We start from the raw sequence: 18,304 nt of genomic DNA on the forward strand, positions 1-18,304 counted from the left end.
GGAACCGCGATTCTCAGCTCGGAGACAAGCCATGTTTGCCGCCAAGGCGATCGACACCTCGGACAAGGCCGCGTTCTACCGCGACCTTGCCACGCAATTGAAGGCGCTGCTCGACGGCGAGGGCGACTCGATCGCCAATGCCGCCAACACCTCGGCGCTGATCTTCCAGATGGTGCCCGACCTCAATTGGGCCGGCTTCTATTTCCTGGCATCGGACGAGGAGATGGTGCTCGGCCCATTCCAGGGCAAGCCGGCCTGCGTGCGCATCGCCGTCGGCAAGGGCGTGTGCGGAACCGCGGTCGAACTCGGCACCTCGATGCTGATCAAGGACGTCCACGATTTCCCCGGCCACATCGCCTGCGACGCCGATTCGCGCTCGGAACTGGTCGTGCTCCTGGAAGACGACAACGGCGTCTTCGGTGTGCTCGATCTCGACAGCCCGCTGCCCGGCCGCTTCGACAAGGCCGACCAAGCCGGCGTCGAAGCGCTGGCCGCGATCTATGTCGCGGCAAGTTCGTTCGAGGACTAATCAGCCTACAAACTTCACCAGCATCAGGCTGAAGCCGCCGATGAACAGGAAGGCCGAGAAGGCGAGGGCCAGCGGGCGCAGGCCACGCGAGCGCAGCTGCGAAATGTCGGCCTGCAGGCCCATGGCGGCCAGCCCCATGGTCAGCATGACGGCGGTGGCGAGCGCCATCGCCGTCTTCACTTCGGCGGGGATCGCGACAAGGCTGTTCAACGCCACGATAGCGACGAAGGCGACGACGAACCACGGCATGGGCGGCCGCGCCCCAGCTTGATCGCGGCTGCCGCGGCGGGCCATCAGGCCGAGCGCGACGACCATCGGCGCCAGCATGGCGACACGGGTGAGCTTGGCGACGGTGGCGATCTCGCCGGACTGGGTGCCGTTCTGGAAGCCGGCGCCGATGACCTGCGCGACCTCATGGATCGAGGCCCCTGCCCACAGGCCGAAAGCGTGCTGGTCGAGGCCGAGCACGGGAGCCAGCAACGGAAAGCCGAGCATGGCCACGGTGCCGAACAGTGTGATCGAGGCGACGGCGTAGGTGACGTCCTCGTCGCGCGCATCGGTGACGATGTTGGTGGCGACGATGGCCGAGGCGCCGCAGATCGAGGTACCGGCGGCGATCAGCTGCGCAAGCTTGGCGTCGACGCCGATCAGGCGGCCAAGCGTGATGGTGAAGACGAAGGTGGCGCCAAGGGTGGCCGCCACGATGCCGACGCCGCCGGCGCCGATCGAGACGACCTGGCCGAGAGTCAGCTGGAAGCCGAGCAGCACGATGGCGAAGCGTAGCAGGCGTTTTTGCGAGAAGGCGATGCCGGCCTTGGCATGGGCGGGCGTGCCGAGCATATTGGAATAGACCATGCCGGCGACGACGGCGAGGATCATCGGGCTGAACAGGGCGAAGCCGGAGACATTGCGGGCCGAAAAGGCAACGCCGGTGATCATCGCGACAAGGACGATGCCGGGGATGATGCCGTTCCACACCGAATCGAGGCGCTTGCGGCCTGCGGCCAGATCGGCGGAAATCGTGCTTTTCGGAATATCGTTCGCGATGTTGGTCAGGGAAGACAATGCAATTCTCCAGGCGAGTATCCTTGGAGAATGCCATTCCTGAAACGATCTTTCCAACGAATTGTTATTGTCAGAATGATCGATTTTTATGAACGGTCTGTTTTAGCAATGGCACAGATCGCCCTAGCCACAACAAATCCTGCCACTGACGCAAGTTTACCACCGGCCGCAAGAAGGAGGCATTCATCACATGGCATCAAGCTGCGCTTCGATCGCTGCCTTGTCGATCACCGACCAGACATTCCTGATCCTGTCGTTGAGAAATTCATAGAAGACGTTCTCGCTGAAGGAGACTTTCCGGCCGTTGATGGGAAGACCGAAGAAAGTTCCCTTCGGCGTGCAGTTGAACTGCAAGCGGCTCGCGATGAACGGCGGCTCGGAGATCAAGATCTGGACGTCGAAAAAGAGGTCCGGAATTTCCCGGAAATCCCGCTCCAGCATCTTGCGATAACCCGACAGGCCGACCCGCTCACTGTTGTAGTGCACCTCGTCATGGACGAAGCGATGCAGTCGCTCCCAATCCTGATTGTTGAGGCAATCGATGTAGCCTCGATAGAGGTCGGTCTCGGTCATCGCGATGGCTCCGGTGCTGACACCCTGGAAGATAGAACGACAGTGGACACAGTCCAGCCGCGCTTGAGCCTGTTCCATCCCGGGAGAATCGGGATGGGGCTCTATCTGTTTTTTTGAGCATGATCCCTGGACAAGCGGAAACCGTTTGTCCGAGAAAACCGGGTTCCACTTTTCGGGATCACGCTCTACCCCCGATAGCGCAGCGCGTCGACCAACAGCGAGAAGGCCGGCGTCGCCTGGCGCCGGCTGGGGTAGTAGAGATGATAGCCGGGGAAAGGCGCGCACCAGTCGGCCAGTACCCGCACCAGGCGGCCATCGGCCAGATGCGCCGTCACCTGCTCCTCCGGCAGATAGGCGAGGCCGAGGCCGGCCAGCACCGCGTTCATGCGCAGCGCGCTTGTGTTGAACACCAGCTGGCCCTCGACACGCACCTTCAGTTCGCGCCCGGCCTTTTCGAACTCCCAGGCATAGAGCCCGCCATAGGTCGGCAGGCGCAGGTTTATGCAGTTGTGATTGGTCAGGTCCTGCGGCGTGCGCGGCTTTGGATGGATGGCGAAATAGGCAGGCGATCCGACCACCGCCATGCGCATGTCCGGGCCGATGCGCACGGCGATCATGTCGCGCGCCACCTGTTCGCCCAGCCGCACGCCGGCATCGAAGCGCTCGGCGACGATGTCGGTCAGGCTATAGTCGACGATGATCTCGACCTTGATGTCGGGATGGTCGGGCAGGAATTTCGCCAAAACAGGCCACAGGATCACATCGGCTGAATGCTCGCCGGCGGTGATGCGGATGGTGCCAGCGGGCTTTTCACGCAAGGCACTGAGCGCGGTGAGCTCAGCCTCGATCTCGTCGAGCCTCGGTCCGACCGAGCGCACCATGCGCTCGCCGGCCTCGGTGGGCGACACGCTGCGCGTGGTGCGGGTGAGCAATCTCACGCCCAGCCGCTCCTCCAGCGCGCGCACCGTGTGGCTAAGCGCCGATTGCGAGACGCCGAGCTGCGCCGCCGCCCTGGTGAAGCTCTTTTCGCGCGCGACGGCGAGGAAGGCGGTCAGTTCGTTCAGATTGTCGCGAGGCATTGATGAGCCTTTCTCATAAGTACATGCCGGATATAGCACCTAATCGCGGCTAATCACGGGCGCTAAATACACTCCATCCAATCGGGCCGCCGAAGTCGACGGCCTTGGAGCCATGGCGGTGAGTTGCCGGGCGCCGAGAAAAAAGGAAAAAACCATGGATATCCAACGAAGCGGCTCGCAAGCCTCGGCGAAAGGCCCCGCGGAGTATTTCACCGGCACGGTGCGCATCGATGCGCCCTTCAAGGGCAGCGAACCCGCCCGGGTCAGCGGCGCCACCGTCACTTTCGAGCCCGGCGCGCGCACCGCCTGGCACACCCATCCGCTTGGCCAGACGCTGATCGTGCTTTCGGGCGCCGGCCTGGTGCAGCGCGAAGGCGGACCGGTCGAGCAGATCCGCCCCGGCGACATCGTCTGGTTCGCGCCCGGCGAGAAGCATTGGCATGGCGCCGCGCCGACCACGGCGATGAGCCACATCGCCATCGCCGAAGCGCTCGACGGCAAGCTCGTCGACTGGATGGAGAAGGTCAGCGACGAACAATACGGGGTTTGACACGGCGGTTCCCGGATCCATTTCCGGATACACCCTCAACGAAGGAAGCTCTCATGACAGACGCACCCAAAAGCCCATTCTCCGATATCGCGCCAGCGCTCGGCAAATACACCGACGAGGTGCTGTTTGGTGATGTCTGGAAGCGCCCAGGCCTTTCGCCGCGCGACCGCAGCCTCGTCACCGTCACCAGCCTGGTCTCGAACTACCGGATCAACGAAATGCCTTTCCACATGAAGCGGGCGCTCGACAATGGCGTCACCCGCGATGAACTGATCGAAACGATCACGCATCTTGCCTTCTACGCCGGATGGCCGACGGCGGCCACGGCCCTGGGCATTGCCCGCAAGGTTTTCGAACAGGCCGACGGCGAGAAGAAGGCATAAGGAAATGCCGTGGTCGAAGGACGAACTCGACAAGATCGCGGCAGCCGACGATCTGTACATCTCGCCGTTGCGCGATGACGGCGTGACCTTGGGCACGCCGACCTGGATCTGGTCGGTCGTCGCCGACGGCGCACTTTATGTGCGTGGCTACAACGGCCGGCAGTCGCGCTGGTATCAGGCGGCGACCACCCAGAAGGCCGGCCGTATCACTGCTGCCGGCATGACCAGGGATGTCACCTTCGAGCCGGTCGAGGGAACCGTCAATGAACGCATCGATGATGCCTACCGGGCGAAATACGCGGCGAGCCCTTATCTCGCGCCGATGATCGCCGCGCGCGCCCGCGCCGCGACCGTGCGGATCACACCGAAGGAGAATTGAAATGCAAAAGCGCATACTTGGAAACAGCGGCCTCGAAGTCTCGGCGATCGGGCTCGGCTGCATGGGCATGAGCCAGTCCTACGGGACACCGATGGAAACGCCGGATGCAGTCCGCCTGATCCGCTCGGCCTTCGAGCGCGGCATAACCTTCTTCGACACGGCGGAAGTCTATGGACCGTTCAAGAACGAGGAGGTCGTCGGTGAAGCGCTGCAGCCGATCCGCGACCAGGTGGTGATCGCGACCAAGTTCGGCATCGACATCGCCGGGACGGCCGGACACCAGGGCATGGACAGCCGGCCGGAGCATATTCGCCAGGTCGTCGAGGCTTCGCTCAAGCGGCTGAGAACAGACCGCATCGACCTGCTCTATCAGCACCGCGTGGATCCGGTCGTGCCGATCGAAGACGTGGCGGGTACGGTGAAGGAGCTGATCAGCCAAGGCAAGGTGAAGCATTTCGGCCTCTCCGAGGCGGGCGTTCGCAACATCCGGCGCGCGCATGCGGTGCAGTCGGTCGCCGCCCTGCAAAGCGAATACTCGCTCTGGTGGCGCGAACCCGAGGAGGCGATCCTGCCGGTCCTCGAAGAACTGGGGATCGGCTTCGTGCCCTTCAGCCCGTTGGGCAAGGGTTTCCTCACCGGCGCCATCAACGCCGACACGACGTTCGCCAGCAGCGACTTCCGCAACACCGTGCCGCGCTTCGCGGAGGAGGCCAGGCGAGCGAACCAGGCGCTGGTCGACGCCATCGCCGCGATCGCGGCGCAGAAGAAGGTGACTCCGGCGCAGGTCGCGCTTGCCTGGCTGCTGGCGCAAAAGCCCTGGATCGTCCCGATCCCCGGCACCACCAAACTCAACCGACTGGAGGAGAACATCGCGTCGCCCACCGTGGCGCTGACGGAGGATGATCTGGTCAACATCGAGAACGCGGTCTCGGCGATTGCCGTGCAGGGAGAGCGCTACTCGCCGCAACAAGCGGCAAGGATCGACCGCTGAGGCGCACGCGACCCCCGGAGATGGCGACGCTGCCTTGACAGCGCTGCCCTTCCTATTCCAGCTTGGCGGCATGTTCGTTCTCGCGCCTACCCTCGCCAAACGACGCCGCCGCAGTTCAGTGCGGAGGGGCAAGCTCATTGCGCGACGACAAAACCCGGCAGGATAGATCCGGTTCGCTCGTTTCCAGCCCCGCCCGCGACACCCACCGGCGGGGTTTTCCATGTCTGGAGCCCTGTCATGACCATCAATTCCTCCATCCGGTTCCGGCCGGCCGAACCCGCTGACGCCGCCGCGATCAGGGACATCGTGCGATCAGCCTATGGCAAATGGGTGCCGCTGATCGGCCGCGAGCCGCTGCCGATGCGCGCCGACTATGAGAAGGCCGTTGCCGAGCATCCGTTCGACTTGGCCATCGAAGAGGGCCGCATTGTCGGGATGATCGAAACCATGCTTGCCGACGACCATCTCTGGATCGAGAATGTCTGCGTCGCGCCGGAGGCGCAGGGCAGGGGGATCGGCCGGCTGCTGCTGGAGCGGGCCGAGCGCAAGGCGATCGAAGCAGGCCGTCCGCAGCTGCGCCTGCTGACCAACGGCGCTTTCGAGGCCAATGTGTCGCTGTATAAACGGCACGGCTATACGATCGACAGGGAGGAGCCGTTCATGGGCGGCATGACGGTCTATATGAGCAAGAAATTGACGCGATAGCGGGCAAGCGGAGGAATGGTACGAAGATGGCTGCCAGGATCAAATTGAAGCAACTTCCAGGGATTTACGCGATTTCACGGCTCGGGGCGAGCGACAGCATTCCCGGCTGGGCGGACGGGCCGGGCTTCGTCAGCATCACCAGGACCGATGACGAGCTTTCGATCACTTGCCTGGAGGATCGCGTTCCAGGCACGGTCAAGCACGATGGCGACTGGGTCGCCTTCAAATTGCAGGGGCCGTTTGCTTTCGACGAAACCGGCATCGTGTTGTCGGTCATCCGGCCGCTGTCGGAAAACGGGCTGGGCATCTTCTTGGTGTCCACCTTCGACGGCGATCATCTGCTGGTGAAAGCGGCGGACCGGGATGCGGCGAGACAGCGTCTGGTTGAGGCAGGACACACGCTGCTGTAGTTCATCCATGTCATCGAAAACGGCTGGGTTCGCTGGCCCAACGCGTCTGGCTCAATCACTGGCGTGCTGGCTCAACCACTTCGGGGGTTGCGTTTGACAGCGGCGTTTGCGCATCGTTATTTCTAGCCATATATCACGGCCGAAACAGCCATGCGACGCGCCCCCAGGAGAAAACCATGTCACACGATCTGCAGTTCTATATCGATGGCGCGTGGGTCGATCCTGTTGTGGCCAAGACGCTCGATGTCATCGATCCGTCGACCGAGGATGCCTTCGCGCAGATATCGCTCGGCACCAAGGCCGATGTCGACAAGGCGGTGGCCGCGGCCAAGCGCGCCTTCAACACATTCGGCTTCACCTCGGTGGAGGAGCGCCTCGATATCCTGAATCGCGTCATCGCGGTCTACAAGAAGCGCAGTTCCGACCTAGCGCTCGCCGTGTCGCGCGAGATGGGCGCGCCGCGCCAGTTCGCGCTCGACAGCCAGGTGGGCGTCGGCCTCGCGCATCTGACGAAGATGGCGGAAGTGTTGAAATCGTTCGAGTTTCGCCACGTCAAGGGTTCCTCGCTGATCGTCAAGGAACCGATCGGCGTCGTCGGCCTGATCACGCCGTGGAACTGGCCGCTGAACCAGATCACCTGCAAGGTGGGTCCGGCGCTCGCCTCCGGCTGCACCATGGTGCTGAAGCCATCGGAGATCGCGCCGATCGATGCCATCATCTTCGCCGAGATCCTCGACGAGGCCGGCGTGCCGAAAGGCGTGTTTAATCTTGTCAACGGCGACGGCCCCGGCGTCGGCCAGGCGCTGTCCAGCCATCCCGACATCGACATGATGTCGTTCACCGGTTCGACGCGGGCCGGCATCCTGGTGGCCAAGGCGGCTGCCGACACGGTCAAGCGCGTGCATCAGGAGCTTGGCGGCAAGTCGGCCAACATCCTGTTCCCCGATGTCGACCTCGCCACCGCCGTCAGCAAGGGCGTCGCCGGCTGCTTCAGCAACAGCGGCCAGTCCTGCAATGCGCCGACGCGCATGTTCGTGCCGCGCGACCGTCATGACGAGGCGGCGGGCTACGCCAAGGCGGCGGCGGAAAAGTTCGTGGTCGGCCCCGCCGACGGCGCCAACACCAAGCTTGGCCCTGTCGTCAGTCAGGTTCAGTTCGACAAGATCCAGGACCTGATCCAGGCCGGCGTCGACGAGGGTGCGACGCTGGTCGCCGGCGGCCCCGGCCGCCCCGCCGAACTCAACCGTGGCTACTACATCAGGCCGACCGTGTTCGCCGACGTCACCCACGACATGCGCATCGCGCGCGAGGAGATATTCGGGCCGGTGCTGGCGATCATGCCCTACGACACGGTCGAGCAGGCGGTCGAGCAGGCCAACGACACGGTCTACGGCCTGGCCTCCTACATCCAGGCCAAGGACATCCAGAAGGCCCGCGACGTGGCGGCGCGCATGCGCTCCGGCAATGTCTACATCAACTATCCGACTTGGGACGCCGGCCTGCCCTTCGGCGGCTACAAGCAGTCGGGCAACGGCCGCGAGTATGCCGAGTATGGGCTTGAGGATTTTCTGGAGATCAAGGGTATCGCTGGGTATGAGGCGGCGGAGTAGGCACGACACTGGCGCCGACCTTGCAGGAGTTCCTCGCCCCAGCGGAGTGGGGGAGAGGTGGCCGCGAAGCGGTCGGAGAGGGGCTGCGGCGCTGATGAGGTCGCGCTGAATTCTTCCAGGGCTGCGCCATCCCCCGCTCCGTCTCGGCTTCGCCGAGCCACCTCTCCCCCATTTCATGGGGGCGAGGAACGTTAGCTCCGTACTTGCCAATTGGCAAATACATGCTATATCTCTGCCAGTAGCAAGGGTGAGCAAAATGCAACTTCAGTCCATCGTCGCCACGCCGGCCACGGTCGGCAGCGCCATTTCGGAGGAAGAGGCCGGTGCGCTGGCGCGCACCACGGTCAATCTGTTCAAGGCGTGGAACCTCACAGATCTCGAGGCCTGCATCCTGCTTGGCGGCATGTCGGCGCGGACCTGGGCACGCTGGAAGGAAGGCGGCATCGGCCGGATCGACCGCGACCTGCGCACCCGCATGGCGCATCTGATGGGCATCCACAAGGGCCTGCGCTATCTCTTCACAGAGCCGGCGCGCGGCTATGCCTGGATCCGCAAGCCCAACGCGACCTTCGGCGGCCAGTCGGCGCTCGACCTGATGCTGCGTGGCGAAATTTCCGATCTTGCGGCCATGCGTGAATGGCTCGATGCGGAGCGTGGCGCATGGTGAGTGGGCTCGCGGTCCGGCGCCGCGTCCACTGGCACCAGACTTTTCGCATCATCCGCTCCATCCATCCGCCGATCGACCTGTTCGAGGACATTGCCGACCCGCGCGACTGGGAGGCGCTGGCCGCCGTCGAGGCGAAGACCAATCCGCGCATCCGGCTCGAGATCGGCGAGCTCGGCAAGGTGCCTGCCGCAAGGCGGGTGTCGGGTCCCGGCGCAAGCTTCGTGATGGCGCCCTTCGTGCATTGTTCGACGCTGCGGCCCGGCCGTTTCTCGGATGGCAGCTACGGCATCTACTATGCCGGCGACAGCGAGGAGGTGGCGCTGGCCGAGACCATCCACCACCACCAGAATTTTATGCGCGCCACCAGTGAGGATCCGGGCTGGACGGCGGATTTCCGCGTGCTGATCGGCAGCGTCGACCGTGACCTCGACGACGTCAACGCGGTGCCCGGCGTGCTAGACCCCGACGACTACACCGCCTCGCAGGCGGAAGGGCGGGCGCTGCGGGCGCAAGGCAGCGACGGGCTGGTGTGGAACAGCGTGCGGATGGCGGACGGGCAATGTATCGGCATCTTCTGGCCCGATGTCATTCCCGTCCCGGTGCAGGGCCGGCATTACTCCTACCACTGGGATGGCACCCGCGTGGATTTCGTACGTCAGCACGACACGGGCAAAGTGCTGTCGGTCACCTGATGGGAGCGCATCCCTCAACAGGCGACGGAAGCACCCGGCGGCGCTATTGCGGTCCGGCCGTGACCTGAGAGCAACGTTCTCCGATCACCCTCAAAAATGGCATGGATTACCTGCCATATCGCCTCTGCCCGATCTATATATCGGTTGAGATCGATGCAGGTGAAGATGGACCACGACATCATATTGAAGGCGCTGGCGCATCCGTTTCGACGGGATGTCCTGGCGTGGCTGAAGGAGCCTGAACAGCACTTCGCCGCGCAGGCGCATCCGCTCGAGATGGGCGTCTGCGCCAGCCAGTTCGACCACCGCGGCCTGGCTCAGTCCAGTGTTTCGGCACATCTGGCGACGCTGGCGTCTGCCGACCTCGTTACGACGCGGCGGGTCGGCCAATGGGTGTTCTACAAGCGCAACGAAGAAACCATCGCCGCCTTCCAGGCTGCCTTGTCCGATCTCTGACGATCCTCCCCATTCCCCCAAAATGCATGAAAGGCATTTCTCATGGCTACCCTCTTTGATCCCTTGCGGGCCGGTGACCTAACGCTGGCGAACCGCATCGTCATGGCGCCGCTGACGCGCAATCGCTCACCCAATGCGGTACCCGGCGACCTGTCGGTCACCTACTACGGCCAGCGCGCCACGGCGGGGCTGATCGTGACGGAGGCAACCGCCATCAGCCATCAAGGCCAAGGCTATGCCGACGTGCCCGGCCTCTACGGGGCGGATCAGCTTGCCGGCTGGAAGCGTGTCACGGACGCGGTTCATAAAGGTGGCGGCAAGATCGTGGTCCAGCTCTGGCATGTCGGACGCATCTCGCACAATTCGTTGCAGCCTGGTGGCGGCAAGCCGGTGGCGCCATCGGCGATCAGGGCAAAATCCAAGACGTTCCTGGTCAAGCCGGATGGCAGCGGCGAGTTCGTCGACACCTCCGAGCCGCGCGCGCTCGACGCGGCCGAAATCCCCGGCATCGTCGATGATTTCCGCCGCGCCGCCAAGGCGGCGATCGAGGTAGCGGGTTTCGACGGCGTCGAGATCCATGGTGCCAATGGATATCTCGTCGACCAGTTCCTGCGCTCGGGCACCAATCATCGCACCGACGATTATGGCGGCTCCATCGAAAACCGGGCGCGCCTCCTGTTCGAGGTGGTCGACGCGGTCACGGGCGCTGTCGGCGCCGGCAGGACCGGGATCAGGCTGTCGCCGGTAACGCCCGCCAACGACGCTTCGGATGCCGATCCGCAGCCTCTGTTCAACCATGTTGCGGCGGGCCTGGGCAGCCGGGGCCTCGCCTATGTCCACATCGTCGAAGGCGCGACCGGCGGCGCGCGCGACTTCAGCCAGGGCGACAGGCCGTTCGATTACGAAGACCTCAAGGCCTCCTACCGCAAGGCCGGCGGCACCGGTGCCTGGCTGGTGAACAATGGCTATGACAAGGAATTGGCCGAAAAGGCTGTCGGGGACGGCTACGCCGACCTTGTCGCGTTCGGCAAGCTGTTCATCGCCAATCCCGACCTCGTCAGCCGGCTGAAGCGGAATGCCGAACTGAACGCGCCGGACAAGGCGACGTTTTATGGCGGCGACGCCAGGGGCTATACGGATTACCCGACGGCGGCCTGATCCCGGACGGTTTGCCCCTTCGCCCGCGGCGGAAGGGCAGCTGGTCGCCTGACGCGACGATCCGGACCGAATTTCGGTCCGAACGGCCATTGCATTCCAAGCCCAACGGTCCTCAGTGCCTGAGAATCTTGCTCAGGAAGGCACGGCTGCGGTCGGTCTTGGGGTGCGAGAAGAACTCATCGGGCGTGCCGCTTTCGACGATGGCGCCGGCATCCATGAACACCACGCGCTGGGCGACCTTGCGGGCAAAGCCCATCTCGTGCGTCACCACCATCATGGTCATGCCTTCCTCGGCGACCGCCACCATGACGTCGAGCACTTCGGAGATCATTTCGGGGTCGAGTGCCGAGGTCGGCTCGTCGAACAGCATGATCTTGGGCCGCATGCCGAGGCAGCGCGCGATCGCCACGCGCTGCTGCTGGCCGCCGGAGAGCTGCGCCGGATAAGCGTTGACCTTGTCGGCGAGCCCCACCTTGGCCAGCAATTCGCGCCCGGCATGCTCGGCCTCGGCGCGCGGGATCTTGCGGACATGGATGGGCGCCAGCGTGACATTCTCGAGCGCGGTCTTGTGCGGGTAGAGGTTGAACGACTGGAAGACGAAGCCGATCTCGGTGCGCAGCTGCGTCATGTTGGTGGCGCGGTCGCCAAGGCGCTGGCCGTCGACGACGAGATCGCCGTCCTTGATCGTCTCCAGCCCGTTGATGCAACGGATCAGCGTGCTCTTGCCGGAGCCGCTCGGTCCGCAGACGACGACCACTTCACGCGGCTCGACGCTTAGCGTGATATCCCTGAGCACGTTGAGCGAGCCGAACCATTTGTTGACGCCGCGAAAGTCGATCATGCCCGTTTTGTTGAGACCCGCATTGGTCATGTCTGTTGGCCCTTTGGGGTTCGATGTCACAGCTGCACCTCGCCATGGGCCGCGCCCATGCGGCGTTCGAGCCGGCGAGCCAGCATGATCAGCGGATAGCAGACGATGAAATAGCCGACGCCGACAAGGAAGAATACCAGGAGACCGTTGGGCACGCGCTGCACCACCAGCCAGCCGACGCGGGTGAGGTCGGTCAGGCCGATGGCCGAGACGACCGAAGAATCCTTGATCAGCAGCACATATTGCCCGACCAGCGGCGGCAGCACGATGCGCATCGCCTGCGGCAGCACCACCTGACGCATGCGCTGCCAGCGCGACAGGCCGGATGCAAGGGCTGCCTCGACCTGGCCTGTCGGCACGGAACGGATGCCGGCGACGACGATCTCACAGATGAAGCAGGCGGCCAGATTGGTCAGCGCGATGATGCCGGCGGTGAAGGCGTCGAGCTCGACGCCGAATTCCGGCAGGATGAAGAAGATCAGGAATATCTGCACCAGGAACGGCGTGCCGCGGATCAGGTCGACCCAGGCGCCGATGACGCCGGCGATCAGCCGGTTGCCGCCGGTGCGCAAGATGCCGAGGCCGAAGCCGAGCACGGTGCCGAGCACCAGGCTGATCAGCGACAGCACGACGGTCATGCCGAGGCCGCGCAAGGCGAGGGGATAGGAGCCGGCGAGGCTGAGGAACTGTTGCCAGATCATGTCCGCGCCCCCGCTGTTCCGAGCCAGCGGCTGGACAGCACGGCCAGTCCTTTCAAGCAGTAGTAGAGCAGCAGGTAGAAGGCTGCGATGGTGAGAAAGCCCTCGGCCGGCATGAAGCGGTCGGAAGCGAGCAACTGGCCGGCGCGCGTCAGTTCGGCGACCGAGATCAGCGACAGCAGAGCGGAATCCTTGACCAGCACGATCGCCTGTCCGAGCAGCGGCGGGATCGTCACCTTGAAGGCTTGCGGCAGTACGACCAGGTGCATGCGCTGGACGTAGGTCATGCCCGAGGCGACGCTGGCTTCGACCTGGCCGCGCGGGATCGACAGGATGCCGGCGCGAATGATTTCAGCGACATAGGCGCCGCTGTTCAGTGACAAAGCGAGGATGCCTACGACCAGCTCGGGCAACACGAAGCCGAGCCGGGGCAGGCCGAAATAGAGGAAATAGAGCTGTGCCAGCAACGGCGTGGCACGCACGGCGTCGATATAGGCCTTGGCCGGAACCCGAAACAGCCAGCCGCGCTGCAGGCCCATGGCGCACAGCACGATGCCGACGATCAGCGCGCCGACGAAGGACAGCGCCGACAGCCAGACGGTCGTGACCAGGCCCTGCCCGAACAGGGGCAGATATTCGACGATGGTGCGGAAACTGAAATTTTCGAGCATGGGCGTGAACAGTGAGTAGGGAGTAGTGAGTGGGGAGTAGCGAAGCGTGTCCGGAATGGGCGATTCTCCATTCACCGGTCACTATTCCCTACTCACTACTCCCCTACTCCCTACCCCCTATTTTCTCAGTGATCCTTCTTCCAGGCGTCGGAATTGACCCAGTAGTCGAGGTTCTTCTGCAGGCGGCCGTCGATGGTGACCTGGTTGAGGAACAGGTTCATCCAGACAAGCAAGTCCGGCTCGTCGTAGCGAGTGGCGAAGGCAAGCGGCTCCTTCGACAGCAGGTCCGGCATGATGGTGAAGGTGCCGGCCGGGTAGGCGGTCGACTGGCCCTTGACCGCCGAGACGTCGTTGACGCCGCAGTCGGCCTGGCCGTTGTTGACGGCGTCGAGCAGCAGCGGACCGCCGCCCTTGTAGCTCTTGATGTCGGCATCGGGGAAGGCGGCCTTGGCTTCCTTCTCGCCGGTCGCGCCGAGCAGCACGGCGATCTTGGTGCCCTTGGCCTTGCAGTCCTCGGTGGTCTTGAACTTGCTGTCGGCCTTGGTGAAGACGGTGCTGCCTGTGTACATATAGGGCGTGGTGAAAGCGACCTTCATGCCGCGCGCCAGCGTCGGCGTCATGTCGGCGACCAAGAGATCGGCCTTGCCCGACAAGAGTGCGGGGATCAAGCCATCCCAGTCGAAGTCGAGGAAGGTGATTTTCACACCCATTTCCTTGGCCATCAGTTCGGCAAGTTCGACCGAACTGCCGGTGCGCTCGCCATTGGCGCCGACCAGCGAGAAGGGCGGTCCCTGGGTCTGCACGGCAACGCGCAGTTCCCCGCGCTTGGTAATGTCGTCGAGCGCGCCGGCACTGGCGGCCGTGGTGAGGCCGGCGAGTGCGAGTCCGGCGATGAAAAGTCTGACAATCTTCATTTGGCATTCCTCCTTGTTTTATTGTTCCACGTTGTTGTTTCACCCTTCGGGGTGCTTTTTGAGCGGCAGCGCCGTTGCCGGCGGCGGCCACCGTTCGCAAATCTCTTTCCTCAGTCCCGGGCCACCGTCTCGGAAACCGTGATGCCACGCCGGGCCAGTTCGTCGAAGAAGCTGATGTCCGGCACGTCGAGCAGCGGGTTGAGCAGGCCGGGCTTGGTGATCTCGCCGCGCGCCAGCATCTGCGCCACGATGCTGGCGGGATAGCCGACGCCCAGGCTCATGCCGAACAGGCCCGAAGCCAGGTCGCGCTCGATGATCAGGTCCGAAGTGACCGTCTTGGCGCGGCCGCCCTCGAGGCCGGAAAAGACATTGCGCATCACGCACAGATCCTTTTCGCCGGGGCCATATTGCAATTGCGGGCCGAGCAGCCGGCCGAGGAATTCGCGCGGACTGGCGCCCGTGCCGGGCACCTTTTTTTCCGAGAGGAAGCCGAGTTCTTTCAGCGGTGCCCAGAAGGCCGACCATCCCGGCCAGCGTAGCGTATAGCGTCCGGAGCGGCGCAGCCCTTTCGCCGCGGGAAGCATCTCGACGTAATGCAGCGCATCGCCGTTGGGGAAGGCTTCCAGCATGCCGAGGCCCGCGACCTCGATCTCATGGATGAAAGGATTGTGGTGCTGCTGGCCAGCCGGCACCGCGACGCGTTGCCCGTCCTCGATCATCACGCTGTCGCGGTTCTGGCTGACCAGAACCATGTCGAAGTTCCAGCTCACCTTGTAGCAAAGCGGCTTGGCCATCGCCTTCGGCTCGGGGATGCCGCCGCAATAGGAATCGATCGCGGTGATCGCGTCGAACTGGCGCGCGGCGCGCGCGTAGAGCACGAGGTCGATGCCGGGGTCGAGCCCGCATTCGGTCATGATGGGCACACCGGCCTGTTCGGCGGCCGGCGCCAGGTCGGCGATCGCCTTGCCGTAGTTGGTGGTGATCAGCGGCGTGCGGGTTGCGATCGCGGCTTGCACCGCCTCGCGCATCAGCGGTTGCGGCAACAGGTCGATGACGGCGTCGACATCGGCCAGCACGGTGGTCAGGGCCGGGCCGATCGCGCCCTCGGGTACGACGAAACGCACACGGGAAAGATCGGCCAGGCCGTTAAGCCGGGCAGGGCCGTCCGGCGCGGTATCGACGCAAACCACCTCCTCGACGCCACTGGCGACGAGATCGGCGATGGCCGCCCGGCCTTGCAGGCCGAGGCCTCCGAGAACCGCGATCTTCATGCCGGCTCCTTGCGATCGTCCGACCAGCAGCCTTCCGGCAGGCTGACCCATTTGTTGCAAGACGCCATGACGACGAAGGTCTCGCTGCGCACGACTTCGCCCGGCTCGCCAGCACCCGGGATCAGCTCGCTGGTGACGCGGTAGAGATCGGCGACGTCACCGGCCACCGTCACGTCGACGATGATGTCGAAGCGTCCGGTGACCACCGAGGCCGAATTGACGAAGGGCAGTTCCGAAATGCGCTGCGCCAGTTCGCGGGCACGGCCGCGCCCCTGGGCATTGATGCCGACAATGGCCGAGATCAACTCGGGGCGTTCGGTGAGGTTCAAGAGCCCGACGACCTTGAGCAGGTTGCGGTCGAGCAGGTTGCGCAGCCGCGAGCGCACCGTCGGCACCGAAATCGCCAACATCTCGGCGAGGCGGTTGATGCCCGGCTGCGCATCCTGCGACAGCTGCTTGACGAGCCGCCGGTCGGTCAGATCGAGATGTTCCCGCAAAGCCCCCGTCTTTCATAAAGAGAAAGAAAACCGGCAATTATTTTGCCTATATGCAAATAAGCTACGTCGCAGACTTTTGAAAAGCAAGGTGTTGTTTTAGCGTGAACGGCCACACCGCTTTGCGCCGGTTGCCACCGCCGGCGTTCCGTTGTCGGGTTCAGGCCAAGGCCGCGGCGAGCAGCTTTGCCTGCGGCGTCAACTCGTCGAAGCTGCGGACGCAGAGATTGAGCTGGCGTGTTGCCCAGTCGTCGGTCAACCGTAGGCTGCGCAACGTGCGGGCGGAGCGGCGCGCGGCACTTTCGGGCACAATGGCGATGCCGGCGCCCTGGGCGACCAGCCGGCAGACATTGTCGAGGCCGGGCACGCGGATGCGGAAGTGCAGATGGCCGCCAAGGCGGGCGGCCTGACGGGTGATGTGCTCCTGCAAGGGATGGCCGGCGCTCAGGCCGACAAAGGCTTCGCCGAGCAGGTCGCCGAGGCTGGCGGTGTGGCCCTTGAGGCCGGGCCAGTCTCGCGCGGCGATCACCACGAGCCTGTCGATGAAGAACGGCTTCTGCTCCAGATGCGAAAGACCCGCCCAGGTCGCGGCGATGCCGAGATCGGCGGCACCACTTGCCACCGCCTCTGCGATCTCGTGGCTGGGGCGCTCGTCGAGGTCGATGTCGATGCCGGGATGCGCGACGAGGAAGGCCGGCAGCATGTCGCGCAGCAGTTCGCTGGTGGCGGCCGTGTTGGCCATCAGCCGTACGCGGGCGCGCAAGCCCGTGGCATAGGCGCCGAGGTCGCCGGCCATCGCCTCGATCTGGTTCTGCACCGCACGCGCATGGTGCAGCAGCGCCTGTCCGGCGGCCGTCGGCACCACGCCGCGCCGGCGCCGCTCTAGGAGCGGCGCGCCGAGGCTTTCCTCCATGCCCTTGATGCGAGCGCTGGCGGAGGCGAGCGCCAGGCCCGCAAGTTCGGCGCCGTGGGTGATGCTGCCGCGCTCGGCGACCAGCAGGAACAGCCGGAGATCGGTAAGATCGAAGCGCATCTTTCTTCTCCTGCAAGGTTTCAGCCTTCGGTGCAGCCGAAGGCTGACAGCGTAACTTCCACATTGTGGGCGGCCGGCATGTCAGTCAAATCTTTTGCGATGGAGATGCGCGATGAGCGAAAAGGCGACAGGCCGGCATGGACCCGACATACTTGAAAGCGCGGCGATCGTGCTTGCGATCGCGGTGGCCTCGCTTGCCATGGCGCGAGCGGAGCCCGGCCAGCGCGGTTGCGTGGCGATGGCTGATCCCGTCCACCATGAAGCGACGCCTGCAAAACCGGCACCCGATGATGATGCGGCGGACATGCTGTTGCATGACTGATCGAACCGGCGCCCCGAAGGAACGACCGTGCTGAGCGTCGGCGTCATTGCCTGGACCGGCGCGGTCTTCCTTGCCGCGGGTTTCGTCAAGGGTGTCGTCGGCATGGGGCTGCCGACCGTGGCGATGGGGCTGCTGGCGGTAACGATGCCGCCGGCGCAGGCGGCTGCCCTGCTCTTGATCCCGTCGCTGGTCACCAATCTTTGGCAGTTGTTCACCGGCCCATCCTTCGGCGGGCTATGCAGGCGCCTGTGGACGATGATGGCCGGCGTCGTGCTTGGCACCGTCGCCGGGGCCGGCCTGCTCACCGGCACACACTCCGGCGTTGCATCGGTCGGGCTCGGTGCGGCGCTGGTGCTTTACGCCATTCTCGGCCTGCTCAAGCTTGGCTTCACCACGCCGGCGCGCCACGAGGCCTTGATGTCACCGCTGGTCGGTGTGGCGACCGGACTGGTCACCGGCGCCACCGGCGTCTTCGTCATCCCAGCCGTGCCGTATCTGCAATCGCTGCGGCTGGGCCGGGAAGACCTCATCCAGGCGCTCGGCCTGTCCTTCACCGTGTCGACGGCGGCACTTGCCCTTGGCTTGTTCAAAGCAGGCGCGCTCGCATCGCCGACAACGCAACTGGCGGGATCGGTCCTGGCGCTTGCGCCGGCGCTCGCCGGCATGTTCGCCGGCCAGGCGCTGCGCCAGGCGATGAGCGTCGAGACGTTTCGTAAAGTGTTCTTTGCCGGGCTGCTGATGCTGGGGGTGTATCTCGTGGGAGGCGGTATTCTATAGCTTGCC

The 18,304-nt window shown here is 64.4% G+C and carries 24 protein-coding genes; 14 read left to right on the plus strand and 10 right to left on the minus strand.

Annotation, left to right across the window (positions count from 1 at the left end):
• The first annotated feature begins 31 nt into the window (after nt 1-31).
• Nucleotides 32-529, plus strand: a complete 498-nt coding sequence (locus LB568_RS27605) for a GAF domain-containing protein (protein WP_224731789.1) — start codon at nt 32-34, stop codon at nt 527-529.
• Here LB568_RS27605 and LB568_RS27610 read toward each other — a convergent pair whose 3' ends face one another.
• The 3 genes from LB568_RS27610 to LB568_RS27620 form a co-directional block, all read right to left on the minus strand.
• Nucleotides 530-1,594 (minus strand): YeiH family protein, encoded by a 1,065-nt coding sequence (locus LB568_RS27610; protein ID WP_224731790.1) that lies wholly within the window; start codon nt 1,592-1,594, stop codon nt 530-532.
• 186 nt (nt 1,595-1,780) lie between these two features.
• Nucleotides 1,781-2,167, minus strand: a complete 387-nt coding sequence (locus LB568_RS27615) for an ester cyclase (RefSeq protein ID WP_224731791.1) — start codon at nt 2,165-2,167, stop codon at nt 1,781-1,783.
• A gap of 185 nt (nt 2,168-2,352) precedes the next feature.
• Nucleotides 2,353-3,246 carry a LysR family transcriptional regulator gene (locus tag LB568_RS27620; protein WP_224731792.1) on the minus strand — a complete coding sequence of 298 codons (894 nt, stop codon included), beginning with the start codon at nt 3,244-3,246 and terminating at the stop codon, nt 2,353-2,355.
• Nucleotides 3,247-3,400: 154 nt separating this feature from the next.
• On the opposite strand from LB568_RS27620, the gene LB568_RS27625 reads away from it, so the two are divergent.
• The 11 genes from LB568_RS27625 to LB568_RS27675 all read left to right on the plus strand — a co-directional run bounded on the left by LB568_RS27625 (nt 3,401) and on the right by LB568_RS27675 (nt 11,247).
• The gene (locus LB568_RS27625) at nt 3,401-3,796 is read left to right on the plus strand and encodes a cupin domain-containing protein (RefSeq protein ID WP_224731793.1); all 396 of its coding nucleotides are present in this window, start codon (nt 3,401-3,403) and stop codon (nt 3,794-3,796) included.
• 53 nt (nt 3,797-3,849) lie between these two features.
• On the plus strand, nt 3,850-4,179 hold the full coding sequence (locus tag LB568_RS27630) for a carboxymuconolactone decarboxylase family protein (protein ID WP_224731794.1): 330 nt from the start codon (nt 3,850-3,852) through the stop codon (nt 4,177-4,179).
• Nucleotides 4,180-4,183: 4 nt separating this feature from the next.
• Nucleotides 4,184-4,558, plus strand: a complete 375-nt coding sequence (locus LB568_RS27635; RefSeq protein ID WP_013894250.1) for a DUF2255 family protein — start codon at nt 4,184-4,186, stop codon at nt 4,556-4,558.
• A gap of 1 nt (nt 4,559) precedes the next feature.
• Nucleotides 4,560-5,549: an aldo/keto reductase gene (locus LB568_RS27640; RefSeq protein ID WP_224731795.1), complete on the plus strand. Its 990-nt coding sequence runs from the start codon at nt 4,560-4,562 to the stop codon at nt 5,547-5,549.
• 237 nt (nt 5,550-5,786) lie between these two features.
• Nucleotides 5,787-6,254 carry a GNAT family N-acetyltransferase gene (locus LB568_RS27645; RefSeq protein ID WP_224731796.1) on the plus strand — a complete coding sequence of 156 codons (468 nt, stop codon included), beginning with the start codon at nt 5,787-5,789 and terminating at the stop codon, nt 6,252-6,254.
• A gap of 26 nt (nt 6,255-6,280) precedes the next feature.
• Entirely contained in the window at nt 6,281-6,664 is a 384-nt protein-coding gene (locus LB568_RS27650; protein ID WP_041164707.1) for an ACT domain-containing protein, read from the plus strand.
• A gap of 176 nt (nt 6,665-6,840) precedes the next feature.
• Nucleotides 6,841-8,274, plus strand: coding sequence for an aldehyde dehydrogenase family protein (locus LB568_RS27655; protein ID WP_224731797.1), 1,434 nt, complete (start codon nt 6,841-6,843; stop codon nt 8,272-8,274).
• A gap of 256 nt (nt 8,275-8,530) precedes the next feature.
• Complete coding sequence (locus LB568_RS27660) at nt 8,531-8,941, plus strand: MbcA/ParS/Xre antitoxin family protein (RefSeq protein WP_013894255.1); 411 nt, start codon at nt 8,531-8,533, stop codon at nt 8,939-8,941.
• Nucleotides 8,935-9,633, plus strand: a complete 699-nt coding sequence (locus LB568_RS27665; protein ID WP_224731798.1) for an RES family NAD+ phosphorylase — start codon at nt 8,935-8,937, stop codon at nt 9,631-9,633. Before LB568_RS27660 ends, LB568_RS27665 begins: the two co-directional genes overlap by 7 nt.
• A 165-nt stretch (nt 9,634-9,798) precedes the next feature.
• A complete protein-coding gene (locus LB568_RS27670; protein ID WP_013894257.1) occupies nt 9,799-10,089 on the plus strand; it encodes an ArsR/SmtB family transcription factor in 291 nt (96 codons plus the stop codon).
• Between the two features lie 42 nt (nt 10,090-10,131).
• Nucleotides 10,132-11,247 (plus strand): alkene reductase, encoded by a 1,116-nt coding sequence (locus LB568_RS27675; protein WP_224731799.1) that lies wholly within the window; start codon nt 10,132-10,134, stop codon nt 11,245-11,247.
• Between the two features lie 112 nt (nt 11,248-11,359).
• Here the strand turns inward: LB568_RS27675 and LB568_RS27680 are convergent, their stop codons facing one another.
• From LB568_RS27680 to LB568_RS27710, 7 genes are all read right to left on the minus strand, one after another.
• Nucleotides 11,360-12,118 (minus strand): amino acid ABC transporter ATP-binding protein, encoded by a 759-nt coding sequence (locus LB568_RS27680; protein WP_013894259.1) that lies wholly within the window; start codon nt 12,116-12,118, stop codon nt 11,360-11,362.
• Between the two features lie 26 nt (nt 12,119-12,144).
• Nucleotides 12,145-12,819, minus strand: a complete 675-nt coding sequence (locus LB568_RS27685) for an amino acid ABC transporter permease (RefSeq protein ID WP_224731800.1) — start codon at nt 12,817-12,819, stop codon at nt 12,145-12,147.
• Nucleotides 12,816-13,487, minus strand: coding sequence for an amino acid ABC transporter permease (locus LB568_RS27690; RefSeq protein ID WP_224731801.1), 672 nt, complete (start codon nt 13,485-13,487; stop codon nt 12,816-12,818). The genes LB568_RS27685 and LB568_RS27690 overlap by 4 nt, the downstream gene beginning before the upstream one ends.
• A 125-nt stretch (nt 13,488-13,612) precedes the next feature.
• Complete coding sequence (locus tag LB568_RS27695; RefSeq protein WP_224731802.1) at nt 13,613-14,401, minus strand: ABC transporter substrate-binding protein; 789 nt, start codon at nt 14,399-14,401, stop codon at nt 13,613-13,615.
• Nucleotides 14,402-14,511: 110 nt separating this feature from the next.
• A complete protein-coding gene (locus tag LB568_RS27700) occupies nt 14,512-15,672 on the minus strand; it encodes a saccharopine dehydrogenase family protein (protein WP_224731803.1) in 1,161 nt (386 codons plus the stop codon).
• On the minus strand, nt 15,669-16,169 hold the full coding sequence (locus tag LB568_RS27705; RefSeq protein ID WP_013894264.1) for an Lrp/AsnC family transcriptional regulator: 501 nt from the start codon (nt 16,167-16,169) through the stop codon (nt 15,669-15,671). Before LB568_RS27705 ends, LB568_RS27700 begins: the two co-directional genes overlap by 4 nt.
• A gap of 157 nt (nt 16,170-16,326) precedes the next feature.
• On the minus strand, nt 16,327-17,199 hold the full coding sequence (locus LB568_RS27710; RefSeq protein WP_224731804.1) for a LysR substrate-binding domain-containing protein: 873 nt from the start codon (nt 17,197-17,199) through the stop codon (nt 16,327-16,329).
• A gap of 112 nt (nt 17,200-17,311) precedes the next feature.
• Here LB568_RS27710 and LB568_RS27715 point away from each other — a divergent pair, with 112 nt between their 5' ends.
• Together LB568_RS27715 and LB568_RS27720 are read left to right on the plus strand one after the other, a co-directional pair.
• A complete protein-coding gene (locus tag LB568_RS27715; RefSeq protein WP_224731805.1) occupies nt 17,312-17,521 on the plus strand; it encodes a hypothetical protein in 210 nt (69 codons plus the stop codon).
• Between the two features lie 27 nt (nt 17,522-17,548).
• Nucleotides 17,549-18,298 carry a sulfite exporter TauE/SafE family protein gene (locus tag LB568_RS27720; protein ID WP_224731806.1) on the plus strand — a complete coding sequence of 250 codons (750 nt, stop codon included), beginning with the start codon at nt 17,549-17,551 and terminating at the stop codon, nt 18,296-18,298.
• Nucleotides 18,299-18,304 lie beyond the last annotated feature (6 nt).

Origin of the sequence: Mesorhizobium sp. B263B2A (assembly GCF_020165775.1) — a bacterium.
GTDB classification, from domain to species: Bacteria; Pseudomonadota; Alphaproteobacteria; order Rhizobiales; family Rhizobiaceae; genus Mesorhizobium; species Mesorhizobium opportunistum.

Excerpts from the sequence above, each read along its gene's own strand:
- LB568_RS27685 (WP_224731800.1), bottom strand. The coding sequence starts at position 12,819 with ATGATCTGGCAACAGTTCCTCAGCCTCGCCGGCTCCTATCCCCTCGCC.
- LB568_RS27675 (WP_224731799.1), top strand. The coding sequence starts at position 10,132 with ATGGCTACCCTCTTTGATCCCTTGCGGGCCGGTGACCTAACGCTGGCG.
- LB568_RS27640 (WP_224731795.1), top strand. The coding sequence starts at position 4,560 with ATGCAAAAGCGCATACTTGGAAACAGCGGCCTCGAAGTCTCGGCGATC.
- LB568_RS27615 (WP_224731791.1), bottom strand. The coding sequence starts at position 2,167 with ATGACCGAGACCGACCTCTATCGAGGCTACATCGATTGCCTCAACAAT.
- LB568_RS27635 (WP_013894250.1), top strand. The coding sequence starts at position 4,184 with ATGCCGTGGTCGAAGGACGAACTCGACAAGATCGCGGCAGCCGACGAT.
- LB568_RS27700 (WP_224731803.1), bottom strand. The coding sequence starts at position 15,672 with ATGAAGATCGCGGTTCTCGGAGGCCTCGGCCTGCAAGGCCGGGCGGCC.
- LB568_RS27710 (WP_224731804.1), bottom strand. The coding sequence starts at position 17,199 with ATGCGCTTCGATCTTACCGATCTCCGGCTGTTCCTGCTGGTCGCCGAG.
- LB568_RS27655 (WP_224731797.1), top strand. The coding sequence starts at position 6,841 with ATGTCACACGATCTGCAGTTCTATATCGATGGCGCGTGGGTCGATCCT.
- LB568_RS27620 (WP_224731792.1), bottom strand. The coding sequence starts at position 3,246 with ATGCCTCGCGACAATCTGAACGAACTGACCGCCTTCCTCGCCGTCGCG.
- LB568_RS27625 (WP_224731793.1), top strand. The coding sequence starts at position 3,401 with ATGGATATCCAACGAAGCGGCTCGCAAGCCTCGGCGAAAGGCCCCGCG.
- LB568_RS27665 (WP_224731798.1), top strand. The coding sequence starts at position 8,935 with ATGGTGAGTGGGCTCGCGGTCCGGCGCCGCGTCCACTGGCACCAGACT.
- LB568_RS27715 (WP_224731805.1), top strand. The coding sequence starts at position 17,312 with ATGAGCGAAAAGGCGACAGGCCGGCATGGACCCGACATACTTGAAAGC.
- LB568_RS27690 (WP_224731801.1), bottom strand. The coding sequence starts at position 13,487 with ATGCTCGAAAATTTCAGTTTCCGCACCATCGTCGAATATCTGCCCCTG.
- LB568_RS27670 (WP_013894257.1), top strand. The coding sequence starts at position 9,799 with ATGGACCACGACATCATATTGAAGGCGCTGGCGCATCCGTTTCGACGG.
- LB568_RS27605 (WP_224731789.1), top strand. The coding sequence starts at position 32 with ATGTTTGCCGCCAAGGCGATCGACACCTCGGACAAGGCCGCGTTCTAC.
- LB568_RS27645 (WP_224731796.1), top strand. The coding sequence starts at position 5,787 with ATGACCATCAATTCCTCCATCCGGTTCCGGCCGGCCGAACCCGCTGAC.
- LB568_RS27650 (WP_041164707.1), top strand. The coding sequence starts at position 6,281 with ATGGCTGCCAGGATCAAATTGAAGCAACTTCCAGGGATTTACGCGATT.
- LB568_RS27680 (WP_013894259.1), bottom strand. The coding sequence starts at position 12,118 with ATGACCAATGCGGGTCTCAACAAAACGGGCATGATCGACTTTCGCGGC.
- LB568_RS27695 (WP_224731802.1), bottom strand. The coding sequence starts at position 14,401 with ATGAAGATTGTCAGACTTTTCATCGCCGGACTCGCACTCGCCGGCCTC.
- LB568_RS27630 (WP_224731794.1), top strand. The coding sequence starts at position 3,850 with ATGACAGACGCACCCAAAAGCCCATTCTCCGATATCGCGCCAGCGCTC.
- LB568_RS27660 (WP_013894255.1), top strand. The coding sequence starts at position 8,531 with ATGCAACTTCAGTCCATCGTCGCCACGCCGGCCACGGTCGGCAGCGCC.